This window comes from Aminobacter niigataensis, assembly GCF_946995915.1.
GTDB lineage: Bacteria > Pseudomonadota > Alphaproteobacteria > Rhizobiales > Rhizobiaceae > Aminobacter > Aminobacter niigataensis.
The window spans coordinates 601,013-620,000 of sequence record NZ_OX341517.1 but is presented as its reverse complement, the minus strand read 5'-3'; the positions used below and the strand labels follow the sequence as shown (position 1 = coordinate 620,000).

At 55.9% G+C, this 18,988-nt stretch carries 14 protein-coding genes, 1 tRNA gene and 2 rRNA genes (1 of these 17 only partly in view); 11 read left to right on the top strand and 6 right to left on the bottom strand.

Annotated elements, in window-relative coordinates; all coding sequences use genetic code 11:
* The 3 genes from O1Y97_RS02890 to O1Y97_RS02880 form a co-directional block, all read left to right on the top strand.
* Nucleotides 1-2,605 (top strand): 23S ribosomal RNA (locus tag O1Y97_RS02890) (it extends 209 nt beyond the left edge of the window).
* Between the two features lie 153 nt (nucleotides 2,606-2,758).
* A 5S ribosomal RNA gene (gene rrf, locus O1Y97_RS02885) occupies nucleotides 2,759-2,873 on the top strand.
* Between the two features lie 208 nt (nucleotides 2,874-3,081).
* A tRNA-Met gene (locus O1Y97_RS02880) sits at nucleotides 3,082-3,158 on the top strand.
* Here O1Y97_RS02880 and O1Y97_RS02875 read toward each other — a convergent pair.
* The 3 genes from O1Y97_RS02875 to O1Y97_RS02865 all read right to left on the bottom strand — a co-directional run bounded on the left by O1Y97_RS02875 (nucleotide 3,115) and on the right by O1Y97_RS02865 (nucleotide 6,022).
* Nucleotides 3,115-4,806 carry a recombinase family protein gene (locus O1Y97_RS02875; RefSeq protein ID WP_318764280.1) on the bottom strand — a complete coding sequence of 564 codons (1,692 nt, stop codon included), beginning with the start codon at nucleotides 4,804-4,806 and terminating at the stop codon, nucleotides 3,115-3,117. The genes O1Y97_RS02880 and O1Y97_RS02875 overlap by 44 nt on opposite strands.
* 22 nt (nucleotides 4,807-4,828) lie before the next feature.
* Nucleotides 4,829-5,059, bottom strand: a complete 231-nt coding sequence (locus O1Y97_RS02870) for a hypothetical protein (RefSeq protein ID WP_318763028.1) — start codon at nucleotides 5,057-5,059, stop codon at nucleotides 4,829-4,831.
* A gap of 279 nt (nucleotides 5,060-5,338) precedes the next feature.
* A complete protein-coding gene (locus O1Y97_RS02865; RefSeq protein WP_318763027.1) occupies nucleotides 5,339-6,022 on the bottom strand; it encodes a hypothetical protein in 684 nt (227 codons plus the stop codon).
* A gap of 147 nt (nucleotides 6,023-6,169) precedes the next feature.
* Here O1Y97_RS02865 and O1Y97_RS02860 point away from each other — a divergent pair, with 147 nt between their 5' ends.
* On the top strand, nucleotides 6,170-6,412 hold the full coding sequence (locus tag O1Y97_RS02860) for a helix-turn-helix domain-containing protein (protein ID WP_280224819.1): 243 nt from the start codon (nucleotides 6,170-6,172) through the stop codon (nucleotides 6,410-6,412).
* Nucleotides 6,413-6,652: 240 nt separating this feature from the next.
* On the opposite strand, the gene O1Y97_RS02855 is transcribed toward O1Y97_RS02860, so the two are convergent.
* Together O1Y97_RS02855 and O1Y97_RS02850 are read right to left on the bottom strand one after the other, a co-directional pair.
* The gene (locus tag O1Y97_RS02855; RefSeq protein ID WP_318763026.1) at nucleotides 6,653-7,267 is read right to left on the bottom strand and encodes a hypothetical protein; all 615 of its coding nucleotides are present in this window, start codon (nucleotides 7,265-7,267) and stop codon (nucleotides 6,653-6,655) included.
* A gap of 114 nt (nucleotides 7,268-7,381) precedes the next feature.
* On the bottom strand, nucleotides 7,382-7,774 hold the full coding sequence (locus tag O1Y97_RS02850; protein WP_318763025.1) for a hypothetical protein: 393 nt from the start codon (nucleotides 7,772-7,774) through the stop codon (nucleotides 7,382-7,384).
* A 550-nt stretch (nucleotides 7,775-8,324) separates the two neighbouring features.
* On the opposite strand from O1Y97_RS02850, the gene O1Y97_RS02845 reads away from it, so the two are divergent.
* On the top strand, nucleotides 8,325-9,116 hold the full coding sequence (locus tag O1Y97_RS02845; protein WP_318763024.1) for a DUF6602 domain-containing protein: 792 nt from the start codon (nucleotides 8,325-8,327) through the stop codon (nucleotides 9,114-9,116).
* Nucleotides 9,117-9,642: 526 nt separating this feature from the next.
* On the opposite strand, the gene O1Y97_RS02840 is transcribed toward O1Y97_RS02845, so the two are convergent.
* On the bottom strand, nucleotides 9,643-10,128 hold the full coding sequence (locus tag O1Y97_RS02840) for a hypothetical protein (protein ID WP_318763023.1): 486 nt from the start codon (nucleotides 10,126-10,128) through the stop codon (nucleotides 9,643-9,645).
* A 195-nt stretch (nucleotides 10,129-10,323) separates the two neighbouring features.
* Between O1Y97_RS02840 and O1Y97_RS02835 the strand changes: the two genes are divergently transcribed.
* From O1Y97_RS02835 to O1Y97_RS02810, 6 genes are all read left to right on the top strand, one after another.
* Entirely contained in the window at nucleotides 10,324-11,121 is a 798-nt protein-coding gene (locus tag O1Y97_RS02835; RefSeq protein WP_318763022.1) for a thermonuclease family protein, read from the top strand.
* 119 nt (nucleotides 11,122-11,240) lie between these two features.
* A complete protein-coding gene (locus O1Y97_RS02830) occupies nucleotides 11,241-12,368 on the top strand; it encodes a hypothetical protein (RefSeq protein WP_318763021.1) in 1,128 nt (375 codons plus the stop codon).
* Entirely contained in the window at nucleotides 12,365-12,874 is a 510-nt protein-coding gene (locus tag O1Y97_RS02825; protein ID WP_318763020.1) for a hypothetical protein, read from the top strand. Before O1Y97_RS02830 ends, O1Y97_RS02825 begins: the two co-directional genes overlap by 4 nt.
* Nucleotides 12,875-13,171: 297 nt before the next feature.
* On the top strand, nucleotides 13,172-16,651 hold the full coding sequence (locus O1Y97_RS02820) for a serine/threonine-protein kinase (protein WP_318763019.1): 3,480 nt from the start codon (nucleotides 13,172-13,174) through the stop codon (nucleotides 16,649-16,651).
* Nucleotides 16,648-18,156: a phospholipase D-like domain-containing protein gene (locus tag O1Y97_RS02815; protein WP_318763018.1), complete on the top strand. Its 1,509-nt coding sequence runs from the start codon at nucleotides 16,648-16,650 to the stop codon at nucleotides 18,154-18,156. Before O1Y97_RS02820 ends, O1Y97_RS02815 begins: the two co-directional genes overlap by 4 nt.
* On the top strand, nucleotides 18,149-18,961 hold the full coding sequence (locus O1Y97_RS02810; RefSeq protein WP_318763017.1) for a PP2C family protein-serine/threonine phosphatase: 813 nt from the start codon (nucleotides 18,149-18,151) through the stop codon (nucleotides 18,959-18,961). Before O1Y97_RS02815 ends, O1Y97_RS02810 begins: the two co-directional genes overlap by 8 nt.
* The last annotated feature ends 27 nt before the right edge of the window (nucleotides 18,962-18,988 follow it).

Below are 18,988 nucleotides of genomic sequence, written 5' to 3'. Positions count from 1 at the left end.
GTAACTTACCCTGAATAAAATAGGGGTAAAGTGGCGAACGCGGGGAACTGAAACATCTAAGTACCCGTAGGAAAGGACATCAACCGAGACTCCGCAAGTAGTGGCGAGCGAACGCGGACCAGGCCAGTGGCGATTGAGAGACAAGCGGAACCTTCTGGAAAGTAGGGCCATAGTGGGTGACAGCCCCGTACGCGTAATGCGATCAATCGTCCTTGAGTAAGGCGGGACACGTGAAATCCTGTCTGAACATGGGGAGACCACTCTCCAAGCCTAAGTACTCGTGCATGACCGATAGCGAACTAGTACCGTGAGGGAAAGGTGAAAAGCACCCCGACAAGGGGAGTGAAAGAGTACCTGAAACCGGTTGCCTACAAACAGATGGAGCCTGAAATGGTGACATCGTACCTTTTGTATAATGGGTCAGCGACTTAGTGTGTCGAGCAAGCTTAAGCCGGTAGGTGTAGGCGCAGCGAAAGCGAGTCTGAACAGGGCGTTCAGTTCGACGCATTAGACCCGAAACCGAGTGATCTAGCCATGAGCAGGTTGAAGGTAAGGTAACACTTACTGGAGGACCGAACCCATAACTGTTGCAATAGTTCGGGATGACTTGTGGCTAGGGGTGAAAGGCCAATCAAACTCGGAAATAGCTGGTTCTCCGCGAAATCTATTTAGGTAGAGCGTCGACCGAATACCCCAGGGGGTAGAGCACTGGATGGGCTAGGGGTCCTCACCGGATTACCAAACCTAACCAAACTCCGAATACCTGGGAGTACTAGTCGGCAGACACACGGCGGGTGCTAACGTCCGTCGTGAAAAGGGAAACAACCCTGACCTACAGCTAAGGTCCCCAAGTTATGGCTAAGTGGGAAAGGATGTGAGGATCCCAAAACAACCAGGATGTTGGCTTAGAAGCAGCCATCATTTAAAGAAAGCGTAACAGCTCACTGGTCTAAATAAGGGTCTTTGCGCCGAAAATGTACCGGGGCTAAAGCCATACACCGAAGCTTAGGGTTTGCAGCTTGCTGCAAGCGGTAGCGGAGCGTTCTGTAAGCTGACGAAGCCGTACCTGTGAGGGGCGGTGGAGGTATCAGAAGTGCGAATGCTGACATGAGTAACGTAAGGGGTGTGAGAGACACCCCCGCCGAAAGTCCAAGGGTTCCTGCTTAAAGCTAATCTGAGCAGGGTTAGCCGGCCCCTAAGTCGAGGCGGAAACGCGTAGACGATGGGAACCACGTTAATATTCGTGGGCCTGGAGGTAGTGACGGATCGCACAAGTTGTCGGGTCTTATTGGATTGATCCCGGCAGCGGAGCGGTTCCAGGAAATAGCTCCTCCATTATAGACCGTACCCGAAACCGACACTGGTGGACTGGTAGAGTATACCAAGGCGCTTGAGAGAACTATGCTGAAGGAACTCGGCAAATTGCACGCGTAACTTCGGAAGAAGCGTGACCCTTTCATGCGCAAGCATGTGGAGGGTGGCACAGACCAGGGGGTAGCGACTGTTTATCAAAAACACAGGGCTCTGCGAAGTCGCAAGACGACGTATAGGGTCTGACGCCTGCCCGGTGCTGGAAGGTTAAGAGGAGAGGTGCAAGCTTTGAATCGAAGCCCCAGTAAACGGCGGCCGTAACTATAACGGTCCTAAGGTAGCGAAATTCCTTGTCGGGTAAGTTCCGACCTGCACGAATGGCGTAACGACTTCCCCGCTGTCTCCAGCATAGACTCAGTGAAATTGAATTCCCCGTGAAGATGCGGGGTTCCTGCGGTTAGACGGAAAGACCCCGTGCACCTTTACTATAGCTTTACATTGGCATTCGTAGTGGCATGTGTAGGATAGGTGGTAGGCTTTGAAGCCAGGGCGCCAGCCTTGGTGGAGCCACCCTTGAAATACCACCCTTATCTCTATGGATGTCTAACCGCGGCCCGTTATCCGGGTCCGGGACAATGTATGGTGGGTAGTTTGACTGGGGCGGTCGCCTCCTAAAGAGTAACGGAGGCGCGCGATGGTGGGCTCAGACCGGTCGGAAATCGGTCGTCGAGTGCAATGGCATAAGCCCGCCTGACTGCGAGACTGACAAGTCGAGCAGAGACGAAAGTCGGTCATAGTGATCCGGTGGTCCCGTGTGGAAGGGCCATCGCTCAACGGATAAAAGGTACGCCGGGGATAACAGGCTGATGACCCCCAAGAGTCCATATCGACGGGGTTGTTTGGCACCTCGATGTCGACTCATCGCATCCTGGGGCTGGAGCAGGTCCCAAGGGTATGGCTGTTCGCCATTTAAAGCGGTACGTGAGTTGGGTTCAGAACGTCGTGAGACAGTTCGGTCCCTATCTGCCGTGGGTGTAGGAATATTGAAAGGATCTGTCCCTAGTACGAGAGGACCGGGATGGACGGATCTCTGGTGGACCTGTTGTGGCGCCAGCCGCATAGCAGGGTAGCTATATCCGGACGGGATAACCGCTGAAGGCATCTAAGCGGGAAACCCACCTTAAAACGAGTATTCCCTGAGAACCGTGGAAGACGACCACGTTGATAGGCCGGGTGTGGAAGTGCGGCAACGCATGAAGCTTACCGGTACTAATAGTTCGATAGGCTTGATCGTTCTCATTCCTAATGCTCATCGCTGCCGAAAGGCAGGATGAAAAGGCACACAAAGACCAGCGAACAGCCCGAGAGGCACCGAATAGAACCCTATTCGCCACTCTCTACTCGCTATTCGCTCACACAGCTTCTCGAACAACGTGCGTTTTGCCGACCTGGTGGTTATGGCGGAGCGGCTGCACCCGATCCCATTCCGAACTCGGCCGTGAAACGCTCCAGCGCTGATGGTACTTCGTCTCAAGACGCGGGAGAGTAAGTCGCTGCCAGGTCTGCCAAACGCACGTTAAATCCACGCATCGCAACGCGATGTTGCAATCTTCTCGATACAAACCAAGGCCCGCCAACGGGTAGACGGGCCGCGCAAGCGGCCCTTTCCATTGGCAGACAGCCTGAAATCCTCGCAATCAGGTGGGCAAATGCCTACATGAAGCAAGGAATCGCCGGAATATCCGCAGGCACAGCTTGCGAAAATGGTGGCGCGGGGTGGAGCAGCCCGGTAGCTCGTCAGGCTCATAACCTGAAGGTCACAGGTTCAAATCCTGTCCCCGCAACCATTGATAACGACACTCCCGTGAGCCCTGCTCCGGGAGTGTTTTTGTTTGCAGGCCCAACAGCCTGCCGCTCGGTCCAGTTCAGGATTGTGCCCAGTTCCCCATAGAGCGTCGCCTCGATCTCGCCGCGCTTCGTGCCAGGTGTCAGAACGATCTTCTCGATCAACGACCGCAGCGCAGTCGCGGCTTGCGGCCGGTCGTCAGGATGGTTGAGCGCCTCGGTCAGCTGCGCGACCTTGCGCGCATAAAGTGACGATATGCTCGGCAGCAGGTCCGGCTTGTCCTGGGGAGCTGCGGCAAGCTGGCTCGTGAGATCGACCTTGCGCAGCTCGAGCGCGTCCATCTCGGCCTTCATGCTCACCTGAAACATCCCGGCCTTGATGGCCTCGATGATGCTGCGGATTTGCTTCTCCACCTTCGCCAGTTCTGCGTTCCAGCCGTCGGCATTGGCGCGGCGTTCGCGGTTGAGACGGTTCGTCTCCTCGGCGTAGGCCTTCATCGCAACCGCAGCTGCTTCCGGCGCCATCATCCTGTTCTTCAGGCCGGCGAGCACCCGCTGTTCCAGTTCGCTCCGCGCTATGGTGCGCTTGTTCGGACAGGAGCCATTACTGGTGTGGCTGGAGCAGGCGAAGCGGTCGACGCTGCGCAAGGAATAGGGCCCCTCGCAGCAGCCGCAAAACACAAGTCCCGAAAGGAGTGACTTCGGCCGGCGGGCGCTGCTCAGCCGGTTGCGCATGTGGTGCGCGCGGACAGCCGTGGTCAGGTTGACGGACCTGTCGGCGATCTCGCCCTGGCGCGCCTTGACCGCTTGCCAGAGGTCGTCGCCGACGATGCGCAACTTCGGCACGTCGGTGACGATCCATTCGCTTTCCGGATTGAGGCGCGAGACGCGCTTGCCGGTTGCGGGATCCTTCACATAGCGCTGGCGGTTCCAGATCAGTCGACCGACATAGAGTTCGTTGTTGATGATGCCCGTGCCGCGCCTGACATGACCGCGGATCGTGGTGTCGTTCCAGAGCTTGCCGGCAGGTCCTGAAATACCCTGGTCGTTGAGGTTCTTGGCGATCGCGCGTGGACTGATGCCTGTGGCAAACTCCCGGAAGATGCGGCGGACGACATCGGCCTGATCATTGTCGATCTCACGATCGCCCTTGATCTGTTCGCCGCGCTCGCCGAGGCGTCTGACGACACGGTAGCCGTAACACAGCCCGCCGCCGGACTTGCCGAGTTCGACGCGGCCGCGCAATCCGCGCCGGGTCCTCATGGCGAGATCGCCGAGAAACAAGGCGTTCATCGTGCCCTTGAGGCCGATATGCAGTTCGGAGATCGCGCCCTCTGCGAGAGTGACGATCGGCACGCCGGCGAACTTCAAATGTTTGTAGAGTGTTGCGATGTCGGCCTGGTCGCGGGAAATGCGGTCAAGGGCCTCGGCCAGCACCAACTGGAACAACCCGCATTGGGCGTCGCGGACCAGTTTCTGGATGCCGGGCCTCAGGATCTGGCTTGCTCCGGAAATGCCGGCATCCTGGTAGGTGCCGGCGATCTCCCAGTCTTCGCGCGCCGCATGTTCGCGGCAGAGCCGGAACTGGTCCTCGATCGAGGCTGCCCGCTGCTGGTCGGAAGAGTAGCGGGCATAAAGTGCTACGCGCATGGTCATGAACAATGCTCCCGGTCTAGCTGGTGTCGGAGTTGCCGTCGCCGCCTCTTTCGCCCGGCGGTTCGGTCTTGGCCGCGTGAGACCTTGGAGTGTCTTTGGCGTCCGCTGTGATTGCAAAACGCTCGCGTGCCATGCCCCGCCCGATCAGCCAGGCAAGAGCCAGGATCGCCGGATGGGTTTTGGGCCTGTCGGTGCGCTCGCTCGGAGATTGCCGGGCGTCGGCGGCCGTCACGTTGTCTTCTGCCATAGGCTTCCTCGCTTCGGTGTGTCGAAGCGGGGATGAAGCTGCCAGATATGCTGGCCGGGAAGGGGGAAAATGCGGTCGTAGCAACATGGAGCGCAATGACCTGCATTCGGCGCCCCTCCTATGCGGAGGGAGGATGCCAACTGTCGCGACGCTGGAAACGCCGGTCAAGGCCTCGGCGCCAACCCGCCTTGACCTTGACCGGCTCTGCCGTGAAGCCACATGCAATGAAGCCACCCGGCGAATTGTCCGGTGGGGCAGGGGAGAGGCGAGCCTCACCGTCTACCCGCCCGGGAAAAACGCATGCGGTGTCAGCTGGCGTCCGATCCGCATCAGATCCTCGCGCGCCGAGCGGATTTGTGGCCAGGGAAAGGAAGACCGATCGTCCCAGTCCGCGCCGTTGCGCAACACCGCATCGAGCTTGCCGACAACGCCTGAAAGTGAGACCGCGGGCGTCTCGGAAAGCGCCTCCAGCAGCGCCTCGACCCTTGCAAAGCCTGCCTGCTCAGCCCTCAGCCCCTCGAAATAGCCGATTTCCGTTGCAACCACCTCGAAATGTGCTTGTCGCGCGTCGAGTTCAGCTTCGGCCCTGGCGCGGATCTCCGCCATGTCCGTTCGCTCGCCGATAATCCGGTCCACCGCCGCCATCGAGCAAACGATGGTCTCCTCGCCGTCAGGGCTGCTCACAACCGTCCACAGCCCATCCACTCGCTCGGCAAGTGCTGCCTCGAATTCCTGCAGCCGGTCACAGCGCCACATTGCTTGCTCATATGCAGCATTCCAATCGCGCCACACCGCCACCGCTGGGTCTGGTGCTGGAGCCGGCACAACGTCTGTCGCCGCCGCTGTCGCCCGGGCCAGCGCATTCCCGCCAAAAGTCCACCCACCGCTGACGACAAACAACCCGCCAAGCGCCAGCCGCCGCGTGACGCGCCGAAAACTCATGCTATGGTCGGAATCACTCATGATCCGAGCTCCAAACAGCTTAGATTATGGTTAGGTCGCTAACGGCGGTTGAACACCCTTGGCGTCCGCTAAGGTATTAAATCGTATCAGGGTTACGATAATGGCAATTAGCCTGAAGATCAACACAAATCGTATCTGCGTTACGAAATGAATGCAATTCAATGCAAAATGGCGCGCGTCGCGCTGGGGTGGGGAACGCGAGACCTTGCTCGAAACGCGGAGGTATCGCCTGATACGATCGCCCGTCTTGAACGGGGCGAGCAGCTAAAGAGTTCGACGATCGACGCAATTCGGCTAGCGTTCGAGACCGCCGGCATCGAGTTCATTCCGGCAAATGGTGGCGGCCCAGGCGTACGGCTGGCTCGAGCCTCAGGACCGAAGAGCACGTAAAGCCCGGAGAGGGTTCCTATTTAGGCATTGCTCCGCGCCAACACTGCGACCATTTCAACCCAGCTGTCATTCATAACGGTGGGCAGCGCATGTCTGGCTCTGCCCTCCGAAGGCAGAGGTCACAGGTTCGAATCCTGTCGGGTGCGCCAACAAAATCAATGAGTTAAGGGCAGTTTCGTGAAAATCGAAGATTGTCCCACATTCTCGGCCCACACAAAGGTCGCAGACAAGACCGAAGTCCTATTCATTCATTTGCAGAACTAGCGGTGAGCCTTCGCGCCGAACGCCAAGCGAAGCCCATACCGCCCCGAAAAACTCATCGAGCACCTCCGAAGTGATGTGCAGCGTTCGCTCGCTCACCTGAGCTTGCTCCGTCACTCTTGGGAAAAGGTCCGGGCGTCGCGCGTAAATTCGTTTTGCCGGACCGCCTGGGGGATGTTTTGCGCAGTTTGCTGCTGCCTCCAAGTCATCGAGCAATTTTAGAACGCGGGTGCGATCAGCGCCTAGTTCCGCGCCTCGCTCGATCCGCGGCTTTCGATGTCGCTCCCACAGATGAAAAAGAGCGATCAAAAAGGTCTTTCGGATTAGGTGGCCCCCACGCTCAGTTCGGGCGTCCATATCACTCGCCCGCTCATAGATCTCACTGATCGGGTCTTCGAGATCGTTCGGATCACATGGTGGAAATTCGTCCTCTGGGTCTAGGCCCAATTGTCGACGAACCATTTGCTCGACTTCAGCTTCGCGGTGAGCCAAGCTTGCTATCGCGCCTGCGTAGGCATCTTCCAAATCCTCCAGATCTATTCGGAACAACCATTGGCGTATTGCCTTTGAAGTTGACGGCGGAAGTCTTGCCATACTGCACCCCTAATGACTCGACGGCAGACTACCAAGACGGTTCTCATGATCCAACCAGCGGATTTGGCACCGGTCACGTTGCCAATGTGCGGGGCGACCACCAGCCCTCGCTCGCTACCGTCCGTATTCGCGAAAGAACCGCGGCAACTCCAACGGGCCGCATCTCTCGATGAGCTTCCACTCGTCCGTTCGTAGCCAAGCGCCGTTGACCCGCCCCCTTTCGCGGTCTTTGACCTGGTCAAAGTGGGTGCCCTCAAAATGGGTTGCGAACACCTCGGCATCCTCGCGGGTCGCAAAGCAGTAGAGCCGGAAATCCTCGCTTTTGCCGTTCGGCCACTTCGCTATGACATGCTGCATCATGGGCTCCGTTTCGAAGCGGCGGCAGAAGGCGGCTATCAGGTCATAGTTCTCCATGCAGCACAGGTCATTCGGGAGCGCCACCTGATGCGGCAGGTTCTTGCGGATATGCCAGCGTTTCGAGTTCTCGCGCTTCTTCGCGGAGGTCATTCCTCCCGCCTCCCCGTCAATAGCGCCACCAGTTCCTCATACTTCGCGCCGCACCGCTCGTAGACACTCAGGCCGTTGGCTTTAGGGCAGCCGACGCGGGCGACAATCTCGTCCAACAGGTGAGCTAACGTGTAGTCTCCACCCGTGCGCATCATGGCGTCCCGGTCATATTGATGCTTTCGCATTCCACACTTTTCGCACGAGACGATGACCTTATCGGACCGGAATTCGGACAGCAGCGGCATGAGAACAAAATAGGAACAAATGCCTTGCGGAGTCAATTCACGTCGCTCTAACGTGTGTGTATGCGCGACGAGTAATCCACGGCCCCGCGTAAGACGCCTCGCAGGCCGATTGACGCCACCCAGCAGCGTGTGCACGCTGCAATGTCAGCGCTTCCTAGGACGGATTGCGCGGACTGACGAGGGGCTTTGAGCGCATCGCGGGCAGCCTTTTTTGCCGTCGATCGATGCCTGGACGCCCTAGTCTGATGGGGATGCATTGTTGACCAATTGTGAGTAGGGACGCCGTTGAGATGCTGAAATCCCACATGGACGCCAACGAGGCATCCCTAGTCGCCATTTCCAAAGTGCCTGCAAACGCGGGTCATAGCCTTCACAAGGGGACGCCGCGAGAAGCTTTCATTCGCGGGTTCCTTGAGCAGCATCTTCCCGCCGACGTCGCTATCGGAACGGGTGAAATTATTGATGCAACTTCAAAGCCGGGCGAGCAGAGAAACCAATTCGACATCGTAATTTACAGGAAGAACTATCCAAAACTCGATTTCGGCGGCGGGGTGAGTGGTTTTTTGATCGAATCGGTCATTGCTACGATCGAAGTCAAGTCCACTCTTACAGAGGCGGATCTTGCGCAAGCAATCTCAGCTGCCCGCAACGCCAAAGCGTTAGCGCCAAATGTCACGTCGGCATTTCACTCGGGGTATATCCCGCCCAAGGTGCTCAATTATGTTGTGGCATACGACGGGCCGGCATACATAAAAACTATTTACGGATGGCTGAACAAAATTCACGACGAGATCGGCGTTACAAATCTAGATATTCCACCAGGAGCAAGATTGACAACGCCTTCACAGTCAGTTGATGGAATATTTGTACTTAACAAGGGATTCTTGTATTTTGACAATGTTCCATTCGGGTTCGCTACCGATGAATGGAGATCTGCTAATCCTAGCGCTAGATGGATATTCGCTGATACGAGTTCAGGAAACCTACTTTTATTGTTCTTAATGCTCCAAACAGCAACCGCTAACTTGTCCGCAAAGTGGCTCAACCCGGTGCCATATCTTGCGTCATTCACCGTCGCCGGCGTGAACTTTGGATAGTTCGGAGCATTGGACGTCACTAACCCGCATAAAAACACCCTACGCTCATCGCTTCCTACTAAACGTGGGTGATTGATCCTGCCCGTCAATCACAAGATTTGGCGATAGACGGCATTCCGCGGGCTGGGCACGCCTTGTTTTTCAAAGGAGCGTTGAAGCCCATTACCTGCGTCCTAGCCGACGACGAGACGGCAAGCTGGAAGCTGGTCTTCAATATGGACAGACGGCATGTCTACGTCGGTACCGGCCGTCCTCCGTACAGGCGATTGTCGATTGACGAGATACTGGCTACAGGGCCGCAGGACACGTTGCAACGGCAGGCCTGGGCAAGCTCATGGGGCGCACCTTTTGGGCCGTTTGCGACCCCTAGGACTCGGTTACGGCATCTGCCAGAATAACCACGCTGCCGCTGCGTTCGCCGCTGCCGCTACAATCCAGCCAATCGTCGACGGCCGAAGGATCGCGTAGGCCGACACCGCCAGCGCCACGAGCGAAAAGACGATCGGGCTCACTGCGCGGGACCTAGTCAGACGTATTTTGACGGCCACCGCCAATCAGTCTGCGGTTTGCCATAGCAATTGCTGTCGTAGGTAAATTGACCGGATGCCACTTCCCGACATGCCCAGACAATTTGACCGTACCTGTAGAAGGCATCCCAGTCGGTTCCCTGGTAATAGCTTGGGCGATAACCCCCTCCACCCCCGCAATCGTTGTTGGCGCACACCGCCACCGCCGCGCCAATTGCCGCAATGGCGACGCCCGCTGCGATAGCGTTGTTCTGCTTCTTGACCATGTCCACACATTGGACGGCCGAGACCGATCTGCTTGTAAGCTCGACGTAGAGAGCTTGCTTGAACTGCCCGTCGTTCGTCGTGACAAAGGAGCGGCATAGCGCGGACGTGCTCACTTCCTTGGGGTTCTTATTGAGCGCCTGTTGGGAGGTTGTACACGCGGCAAGCGACAAAGAGAAAAACGCCGCCGCTACAGCGACGGCTTGCCGATTAGTGTGCATTTCGAGCTCCCCAGCCCCAAGATTACGTTAATCAAGCTATCTATAAAATAACCCCGCGTGAAGTGCTTCATCTTGCGACGTTGATATGCCTAAGAGAGTATTCTCGGGATTTGCGTCGCAGCACAAAGCACGGGGGCGGCAGGAGGGGTTTTGACTGGCTGGGGGAGCCGACGATCAGGGAAGCTGCCACAGAGGGTGCGCTACAAGCGGCACAGGCTGCCCTATGCTGTGCGACGGCTGATTCCTACGGTTGTGATCATCGGAGGTATCTTCGCCTATCAGGCGGTGGAGCGAAGTGGCGCTCAGGTTGGTCGCCTGTTCGACAGCCTCGGCTCGAGCGCGCCGCGGGCGGCCGCGAAAACCATCGTAGGCCGAGCCTCAGTGGTCGACGGCGACACCATCGAGATCGCCGGTCATCGCGTCCGCTTCAACGGCATCGACGCCCCAGAGAGTTCGCAATACTGCGAAGATGCAAAAGGCTTCGAATATGCCTGCGGCCGGATCGCTGCGAAGGCGCTCGACCAATTCCTGGCATCATCTCGCCCCGTCAAGTGCGCGTTCGTCGAGTGGGATCAATATGGTCGCTTCGTCGGTAACTGCTTTCGCGCCGACGGCAGATCCGTTGCCGGCTGGCTCGTCGAGAACGGTCACGCACTCGATTGGCCGCAATACTCGAGGCGTGAATTTGCTGGCCCCCAAGCTGCCGCCAAGAATGCCAAGCGAGGCATTTGGCAGGGTCGGTTTCAGGAACCGTGGGACTGGCGGGATGCCCGAACCGAAGAAACCACTGAGGTCGCGCCAAGCCCGAGAACACTCCTGGGCCCATCCTCGTGCGGCATTAAGGGCAACATCAGTGTCGAGGGCGAACGCATTTACCACGCGCCTGGTCAAAAGTTTTATCGCCAGACAAAGATTTCCGAGGCCCAAGGCGAACGCTGGTTTTGTTCTGAGGCCGAAGCAAGAGAGGCCGGGTGGCGCAAGGCAAAGCGCTAGGCAGCCTCTAGGCTGCCATATGGCGACAGGCCAACCTAGTCTGACAACCCTATGGCATTTAAAGATTGGATATTTCCAAGAGCCTCAAATCGTGATCATTCTGCCCCATTGGGGGACTCATGGTTTCAATTCATATTGATATTAAGACGCGAATACTTCCGGCAGCGCATCGCGTGTATGTGGTGCGTCCTGGCGCGCATTATCGGCTTTACGACGAAGTGAAGGCCCAGAACGCCATATTGTATGATTTGCCGGGCCTCGAACTCCCTGAAGGAGTGGCGTTTCGCCAAGTTGAAGACATCGCGGCGCAAATTCAAAGAGGGCAAGCGCTGAAGTGGTGGCATCGCGTTGGTCGCCATGCCGGCGACGACCAGCCATCGATGGACTTGGCGAATTACCCATATCCGGTGAGCCCGTCAGAACGTCGGAGCCTGTCGCAGCTATTGTCCATCGGTTCTGCGTATTTCGAAAAAGCTCGCGTCGGCGATCTCGTCGTAGTTCCGCCGCTTCGTTTTGCCGATCCAGTACTTGTCGGCGAAATTGCGGAGCAAGAACCTGTGGAAACGACGGTCCCGGCGTATGGTGACTTACCTGTACTAGGGCGCCGCGTTCGGTGGTTGGCAGAGATGCCCAAAAAAGATGTTCCTGCCAGGATCATTGAGATTTCCCAGAAGCCGAACTCCTTTGTCCTGCTCGAACGCTCGACAGCTACCTGGTTCTATGACCGGACATACAGGAGCTATGTCCTTAATGGAGAGTACCAGTGCGAGCTACGAGTGGGCGCTGAGAACTTTGGTTCCACCGACGACATGAGGCTTTCCGCATTCTTGAATTTCGTGGTCGCTAACATGGCGGCTCTAGAAACTCATAACGTGCCGCAATCTATCGGCGCGGCGGTATTTGCGAATTTAGGAGAGTACGAGCCGGGTAAGCGTATTTCAATCAATTCTCCTGGCGAAATCATTGTTCATGCACTAAAGCTCTCGCCGCTGCTATTCGTCGCTTTGCTGGGCCTTTCCGGTTGCGCTCCCGCGGAGGTAAATGCTGCCATCGCGGATGGAACCGTGACTTTTGGGAATTCCGCAGCATTGCCTGGCGACCCGTGTGCAGCTGCGGTCTTCAAAAGTACGGTCGATTGGCTTACATTCGTGGGTGCGGATTTGTGGGCGGAAGCGTGTCCGATTGCGTCTAGCGCACTAAATTCGGCTGAAGTTGAGCTTCCTGCGGTAGTGAATGTTGTCCCATGATGGCAAACTGGATCACAAAATACTTACCTAGCGGACCAGCGGCGTTGTTGTTCACCGCCGTAGGGTTCGGTTTGGGCCAGTATCTTCCAGCGTATATTGAGTATGCCAACGAGCAGCGCGTAGAAGTCGCCTCTCTGATTGACCAGGTTTCGGCGAAAAGCGATGACCTTGAGACGACAATTAGGCCGTTGATGCTCGTGGCCGGAGATGTCGTTCCAGCTTCAGACGAACCGAGAAAGTCGCTGGACGATAAGATGCTCGCCCTGTTCCAAACACTGGAAATGGTGAAGAGCAAGCTTCCTGCCAGTGAGAACGAACGCCAAGCCTACGTAAAAGCGATGCGGAACCTGAAGGATGCGGCAAGCGGTTTGGAAGGGTCCCTTACTGGCAAGCGTCTTGTCGAGGCCGCCAGTGCGTTTAAGAAAGCAAGAACGGATTATGAGGCAAGGCTCGACGCACTAGAACCTTCGTTTGTCGGCGCAGTCTTCACGAACATCTTTAGCTAGACGAAACAGGCTATCGCCTGCGGGCGAGCCGGCATGCCACGCCCTTGCAACTCCTGATTTTCGACCGTCTTGGTTGCCCAGAGGCGGTACTATTTCTGTTCGAAGAACTGTTCCCACGATCCCGCGTCCTGAGTGTCGGTCGGACGATCCAGTTCGAAGTGCGATATACCATCCCTTTTTCGCTGCGGCTGCACACGTTAGTATCTAGCAAAACTAGTTACGGGCAGCCGATTAGTTTGCAATATGCCATCAATCCGCCGTAGCAATTGACCGATCATCCAACTGAATCGCGATTAGATGACAACATCCGGCACCTCCACCACCTTTATCAATACTCCGTCGCCTCAGTTTCTGGGTGGCCGCTTCATGTTGCTTGATGAGGTTCGCCTAGGGGGCATGGGAACGGTTCAGAAGGCTTTCGATCGTGAGACCAATGGCTTCGCGGCGATCAAGCGTATGAAGACTTCCGGTGATCAGCAGCGATTGGCAGCATCGTTCGAAAGAGAAGTTGAGGCGCTTCGCCATCTCGAACACCCCAACATCGTCAAGTTCCTAAAAGTTGACAGGGATGACGAAGGTCGTTGGTTCTTGGCAATGGAGTGGATTGAGCAAAATCTCGAGGCATTCTTGATGGAGCACGGTCCGATGACTTGGAATCGCTTCCTTAGCGACTTCGGCAGGCCGATGCTAAGCGCGCTAGAGCATGCGCAGGTGGCGCGCAACCTAATCCATCGCGACCTCAACCCACGCAACATCCTAGTCACCGAGAAAGGGATACCTAAGATCACGGATTACGGGATTTCGAAAGTCTTGGATGATCGTGACTCGTGGATGCCGGTTGCCGGCAAGACCTTTGTCGACGCCAGAACTCCGGGTTTTTCGCCTAAGGAGCAAGATGATCGAGTATATTCTCGCAGCCGCGATTGTTTTTCGCTGGCAGCAGTGAGCGTTTTCTGTGTCGTCGGACGAAGATTTGTTGACGACGCTGATTTGGCAATCGCCCTTCAGGAGGCGCCATTTCCCGACGCGGTACGAAGTTTAGTCGAAAACGCTTTGTCAGACGACCCGAGGCGACGGCCCTTTGACGCTCGGATGATGCGACTTGATTTGGAGCGGATCGAAGAAGCAAGAGTCTTGCAGGCAGCGGACGCCATTCCTTGCTACCTCGACATCGCAACTGATACGGAAAGCCGGCTGCGGTCTCTATTAAATCTTGGATCGCGTGATGCTGTCCAGAGTTTCATCTTGGAAGAGCTTTCCGAGACACACGCACTAACCTTTCAGAGATTTCCAGACGGCGCGACCAATTCTGATCGAATTGAAATAGTTGGCGTGACTTGGCGTTTTCGCGCCTTGTATGCGGGCCGCAGCCGCGAACGCCTTGAGATTATTGACGCATACGAGATTGATGCGGCTCGTGCAGGAAAACTGCGCGAGGGCGCCTACCGTGCGCCTGTGGCTTTCTCATTTGATCGCCCAATTGACGTAACCACCGCAGCTGAAACTTTGCGAGAATTCCTGGGTCTTGTGAGAAATCATGAGCAGCAGAGGCAGGAGGCACGCCAAGCTCTAAACAGCGAACGTGTCTTTCGAGCCTGGAAGAGTTACCTCCGCGATCGGCTTCACCTCGAGACTAATAGAGCCAATGCGATCCATTATACTAGAATAAGTACCAGCAACAGTAAGGTCGTCTTTACGGCCGATGTCGCGCCATCAAGCGACATCATCGGGCAAGACAGGTTTGTACGCGTGGGAGGCCGTCACGTATTTGGGAGGGTCACTCAAGTTCTCCTTGATCAAGTAACCATTGAGGTTACGAAGGGGGACCCTGATATCCTACCTCGCAAGGGAGAGTTGTTGCTCAATACTGTTGCCGCGGAACGTGCCCTCGCGTATCAAAGCTCGGCTCTGGACGCTGTAATGTATGGGAGAATTATAGCACCGCGCCTGAGACAGATCCTGCTCGATCCTTCGAGCGCACTTCCTCCGGAAGAGGTAGATATCTCACAGCTAAAATCTTCTAGTCTTGCCGGCGAAAAGCTCTCTGTGCTGCGCCAAGCGCTCGGAACGTCTGAGATCCTTGCTGTAGAAGGCCCTCCTGGTACTAGCAAGACCGATCTGATCTCGGAGATAGCTGTAGGCTGGCTATCCAGGCACCCGAATCATAGAGTTTTGCTATCTTCACAGACGCATACGGCCCTAGACGAGGCCATTGAACGCATTTCAAAGCTTAACAGTGAATGGGCATCGAAGATCATCCGCATCGGTCGAAGTGACGACCCCCGCATAGGTGCAATCTCCAAACCGCTTATGCTGGAACAAAAGGTAGAGCATTGGGCGAACGAAGTCCGTAAGTCCGCCGAAGAAAACCTAGAAATTTGGGCGGCTGCCCGTGGTGTCGATCGTGCTCTAGTAGCCCTTGGTATGAAGGTCGAGCGCCTTGTGCAGTTGCTTCGGCAAAAGGCTGAAGTGGAGCGTCGGATCGCTGAAGAGGAGATCGAAGTTGACGAGGCTGAACAGCGTCTTGAGGATGGCGGTGCCACTCCAGATGAGTTCGATGAACTCGGTCTAGCGACCATAGAAATCAGCGACGAGCTTGCCCTACTCAAGACAGCACGCAAAAACTTACGTCAGCAGGAAAAGTCCGTACGTGCAGACCTTGCAAACGGGCCTGATCTTGGCCCCGATCTGTCTCATATGAGCGACATATCCGATTTAGAGGAGTGGCAGGGCGTCTATCTTAGCGGCTCGGACGCCGTGCGCGAATGTAAGCAGCGATTAGAATTGCTGGAGAACTGGCTCTTGCGTGTAGGCCGCACGGGCGACTTCAATGCCGCTGTTCTAAATGATGCAAAGATCATCGCGGGGACTTGCGTCGGCATGGCCGGTGTCAAGGGGATTGAGGAAGTTGAATACGATCTTTGCATTGTGGACGAGGCCTCGAAGGCGACGGCGACCGAAATACTGATCCCTATGTCGCGGAGCAGGCGTTGGATAATTGTTGGTGACCCAAAACAGCTTCCACCCTTCTTTGAAGAATTCGGCCCGGAGCTGGTCGCCGAGTATGATGAGATTGAAATCCGGCACACGGTCCTCGACCGTATGATTGACGCAAAAGCGGGTTTGCCGAAGGAATGCCGCGCCCAACTAAATACGCAGCATCGAATGATCACGCCCATAGGCGATCTGGTAAGTAGTTGCTTTTACGGTGGAACACTACAAAGCCCGATCGCATCCCACGGGCTGAAGTTAGATCCTGAAATTCCAGCACCAGTCACTTGGTTTACAACGTCACGCGAACGTCGACGTGAGGAAAACCCATTAGGCAAGACCTTCCACAACAGCCTGGAAGTCGAATGGACAAAACACGTACTCCATCGCCTCCAGAGCGCGGCTGCTCGGCAGGCAAGAGAGATTAGCGTAGCGGTCATCTCTGGTTATACCGCACAAGTGAAGAAGCTAGTGGAGATGACCGACCGCAATGCCTCCGACTGGCCATCACTTAAAATTTCGTGCAATAGCGTTGATGCCTTTCAGGGAAAGCAAGCAGATGTATGTATTTATTCTGTAACTAGATCTAACGGAAGGAGAAGAATAGGATTTTTGAAAGAGAAGCCACGCCTGAATGTGGCTCTTTCTCGTGCGAGATCTGCACTGATTTTGATCGGCGATCACCATTTTTGTCGTGTCGCGAGAGGCGAAAACCCTTTTCTTCCGGTGATTGATTGGGTGGAATCACACCCCAATTCCTGCCACATCGGGACGTTGCAGGCATGACACCTCTACAAGTTGCACGGAATTTCGACATACGCGATGGCTTCGATCTGGTCGACTTTGCTGAGGTTGGGCTGCCTGTATTTAGGCTCACTGTTGAGGCCGTGACACTCGCCCGACAGGAAATGCCTACCACACACGAGTTCGTTCTGCGGGCAATCGCCATTGGCGAGGAACGCGCCCCAGGCATTGCTCACCTTCTCGGTCTGTCGGAAGACGTAGTTATCGATGCGTTGAATATCCTAGCGTACGACGGCTTGGTAGCGACAGTGCAGCCTGGCTATGACCATGAAGCTAACCCGATCGAAAGGTATGAAGTTACTGAAATAGGCCTCGATCGACTGAACCATGGTGAAAGAACACCGCGGGACGAAGTTCTCGTTTTTGACTACGACGGAATTCGGCGGCGCCCAATTAGACTTGCAAATGAGAGCATTCTTCGCCCGAAAGAATTGGCCGAAAGAAGCGCTATACAAATTCGTCCTTACCCGGCAGAGCCGCCTCTGGCATCAGAAGTGTCGCTAATCGAGGTCGCGCGGGCCGTGCGCCGCGTGTCGGGCAAGGATTTTGAGCGCGGCGTTTTGGCCGTACGGCGTATTATTCGCCGTGACAACCTGTTTCGACCCGCCATAGGGTTGGCATTCCAAAGCCGAACTACTGACGAGCTCCAGATTGGCTTCGTCTTGAATGATCAGCTTGCTGAAGATTACGAAATTGAGTTCTCTCGTCATGGCGGATCCAAGAAGCCCGGCATCCTGAGGGCGGCCCCACAGCCCAAATCCGATCTGCGCCGCTTTCTGGGGCCAGAACTATCCAGCAAAATTTCTGACGGGGATGACGTAATCGGGCGCCGACGAGAAGTTGCGATTGCTCGCCGAGACAGGGCTACTCTTGGCGCTAAACTTGAGCGACTTCGGCGCCGACCAAAACTGGCAAACGCCGAGCAAGAAGACTTTGCAGAGGTGGACGCTCGACTCCGCACTGCAAATGACAGTCTAAACAAGTTCGAGTTGCGCGCCTTAACGCCTTACGAGCAATGGGAACTTCTCAGCCAGGCTTTAGATGAAGCCGAAAAACGACTCTATATTTCTTCAACCAACGTGGATCCTAACGTGACCAATAGGTCAGTTCTTCGAAAAATGAACGACTTACTGGACGAAGGTGTCCATATTCGCATTGAAACCAATTCAGCTCTCAGCGCAGAACCTAAAGAAAAGGTTGGGTCATTCGAGCCAGGCGTCGAACTCTGGCTGCTTGCGCAGCGATCGCGATTGACCCTTGAAAACCGCAATCTCGAGGTGGGGGAAGTTTTCTTGCTAATAAAAGACGCTGATCTGGCTGTAGTTTCCAATCGACCATTCCTTTGTAGCCGCGAACGCCCTCTCTGCTTCTTACCAACGGTCGGAATTGTGTCGCGAAACCCAATGGTAGTTGCCGAGATTTCTAGGCTGGCGGGGCTAGTCGACATTGGTAGGATCGAAGATCGTAGGAACCGTGGCCGTGGCTGAGGACGGCTCAACACTCACTGTCTCGGCCGCAACTCATAGAGGGCGGATACGATCGACAAATGAGGATGCGATTGTCGTCGACCGCTGGCTTGGACTGGGCGACAGTGCGTCATTCGATCAACAGTTCTTGCTCAATCGCGTGGGCTGTCTCTTGGCGGTGGCCGACGGAATTGGGGGGCATCGCGCTGGTGAGATCGCCAGTCGCTTCCTTCTTGAACAGCTGATTGTAAACACGGACGATTTTTCGGCCGACAAAGCCCTGCAGCTTTTGAGCCGCCTGAGGGCGATTGACGCGAGCTTACGAGAGCAAATGATCGCGGACCCCTCCCTGAGTGGTATGGGAAGTACCCTGGTGGCAGCTGTGGTGCGGGCAGACTTGCTAACCGTCGTCAACGTTGGTGACAGTCGCGCCTACTTGTTCGATTTGGAGGAGGGGTTTCGTCAGATCAGCGTGGATCATGTCCCTCGTCCGAATTACGATATCGACCACTCTCGGAATGGCTTAAGCGCGGGGCAGAGTTTTTCTGAACGACGGAGAACCAGTCATGCGATCACGCAAGCCTTTGGCGGCGCCAGTGCTGGAGCGCGCACGCTGAACCCGCACGTATTGAATCTCCGCATAGCGCCGACAGACCTGAATTTGCTTTTGTGTTCAGACGGGTTAACGGACTATATCGGCGAGGATGCTCTGAAAGAGGCACTGTCATCGCAAGAATTGAATGCGCAGGACCTCATAACGGACGTATTAAACGCTGGAGGCCAAGACAATATCTCTGTGATACTTGCGAGATATTGCCGAAGGTAGGTGTCGTATTTGTTCCTTATTGTCAGC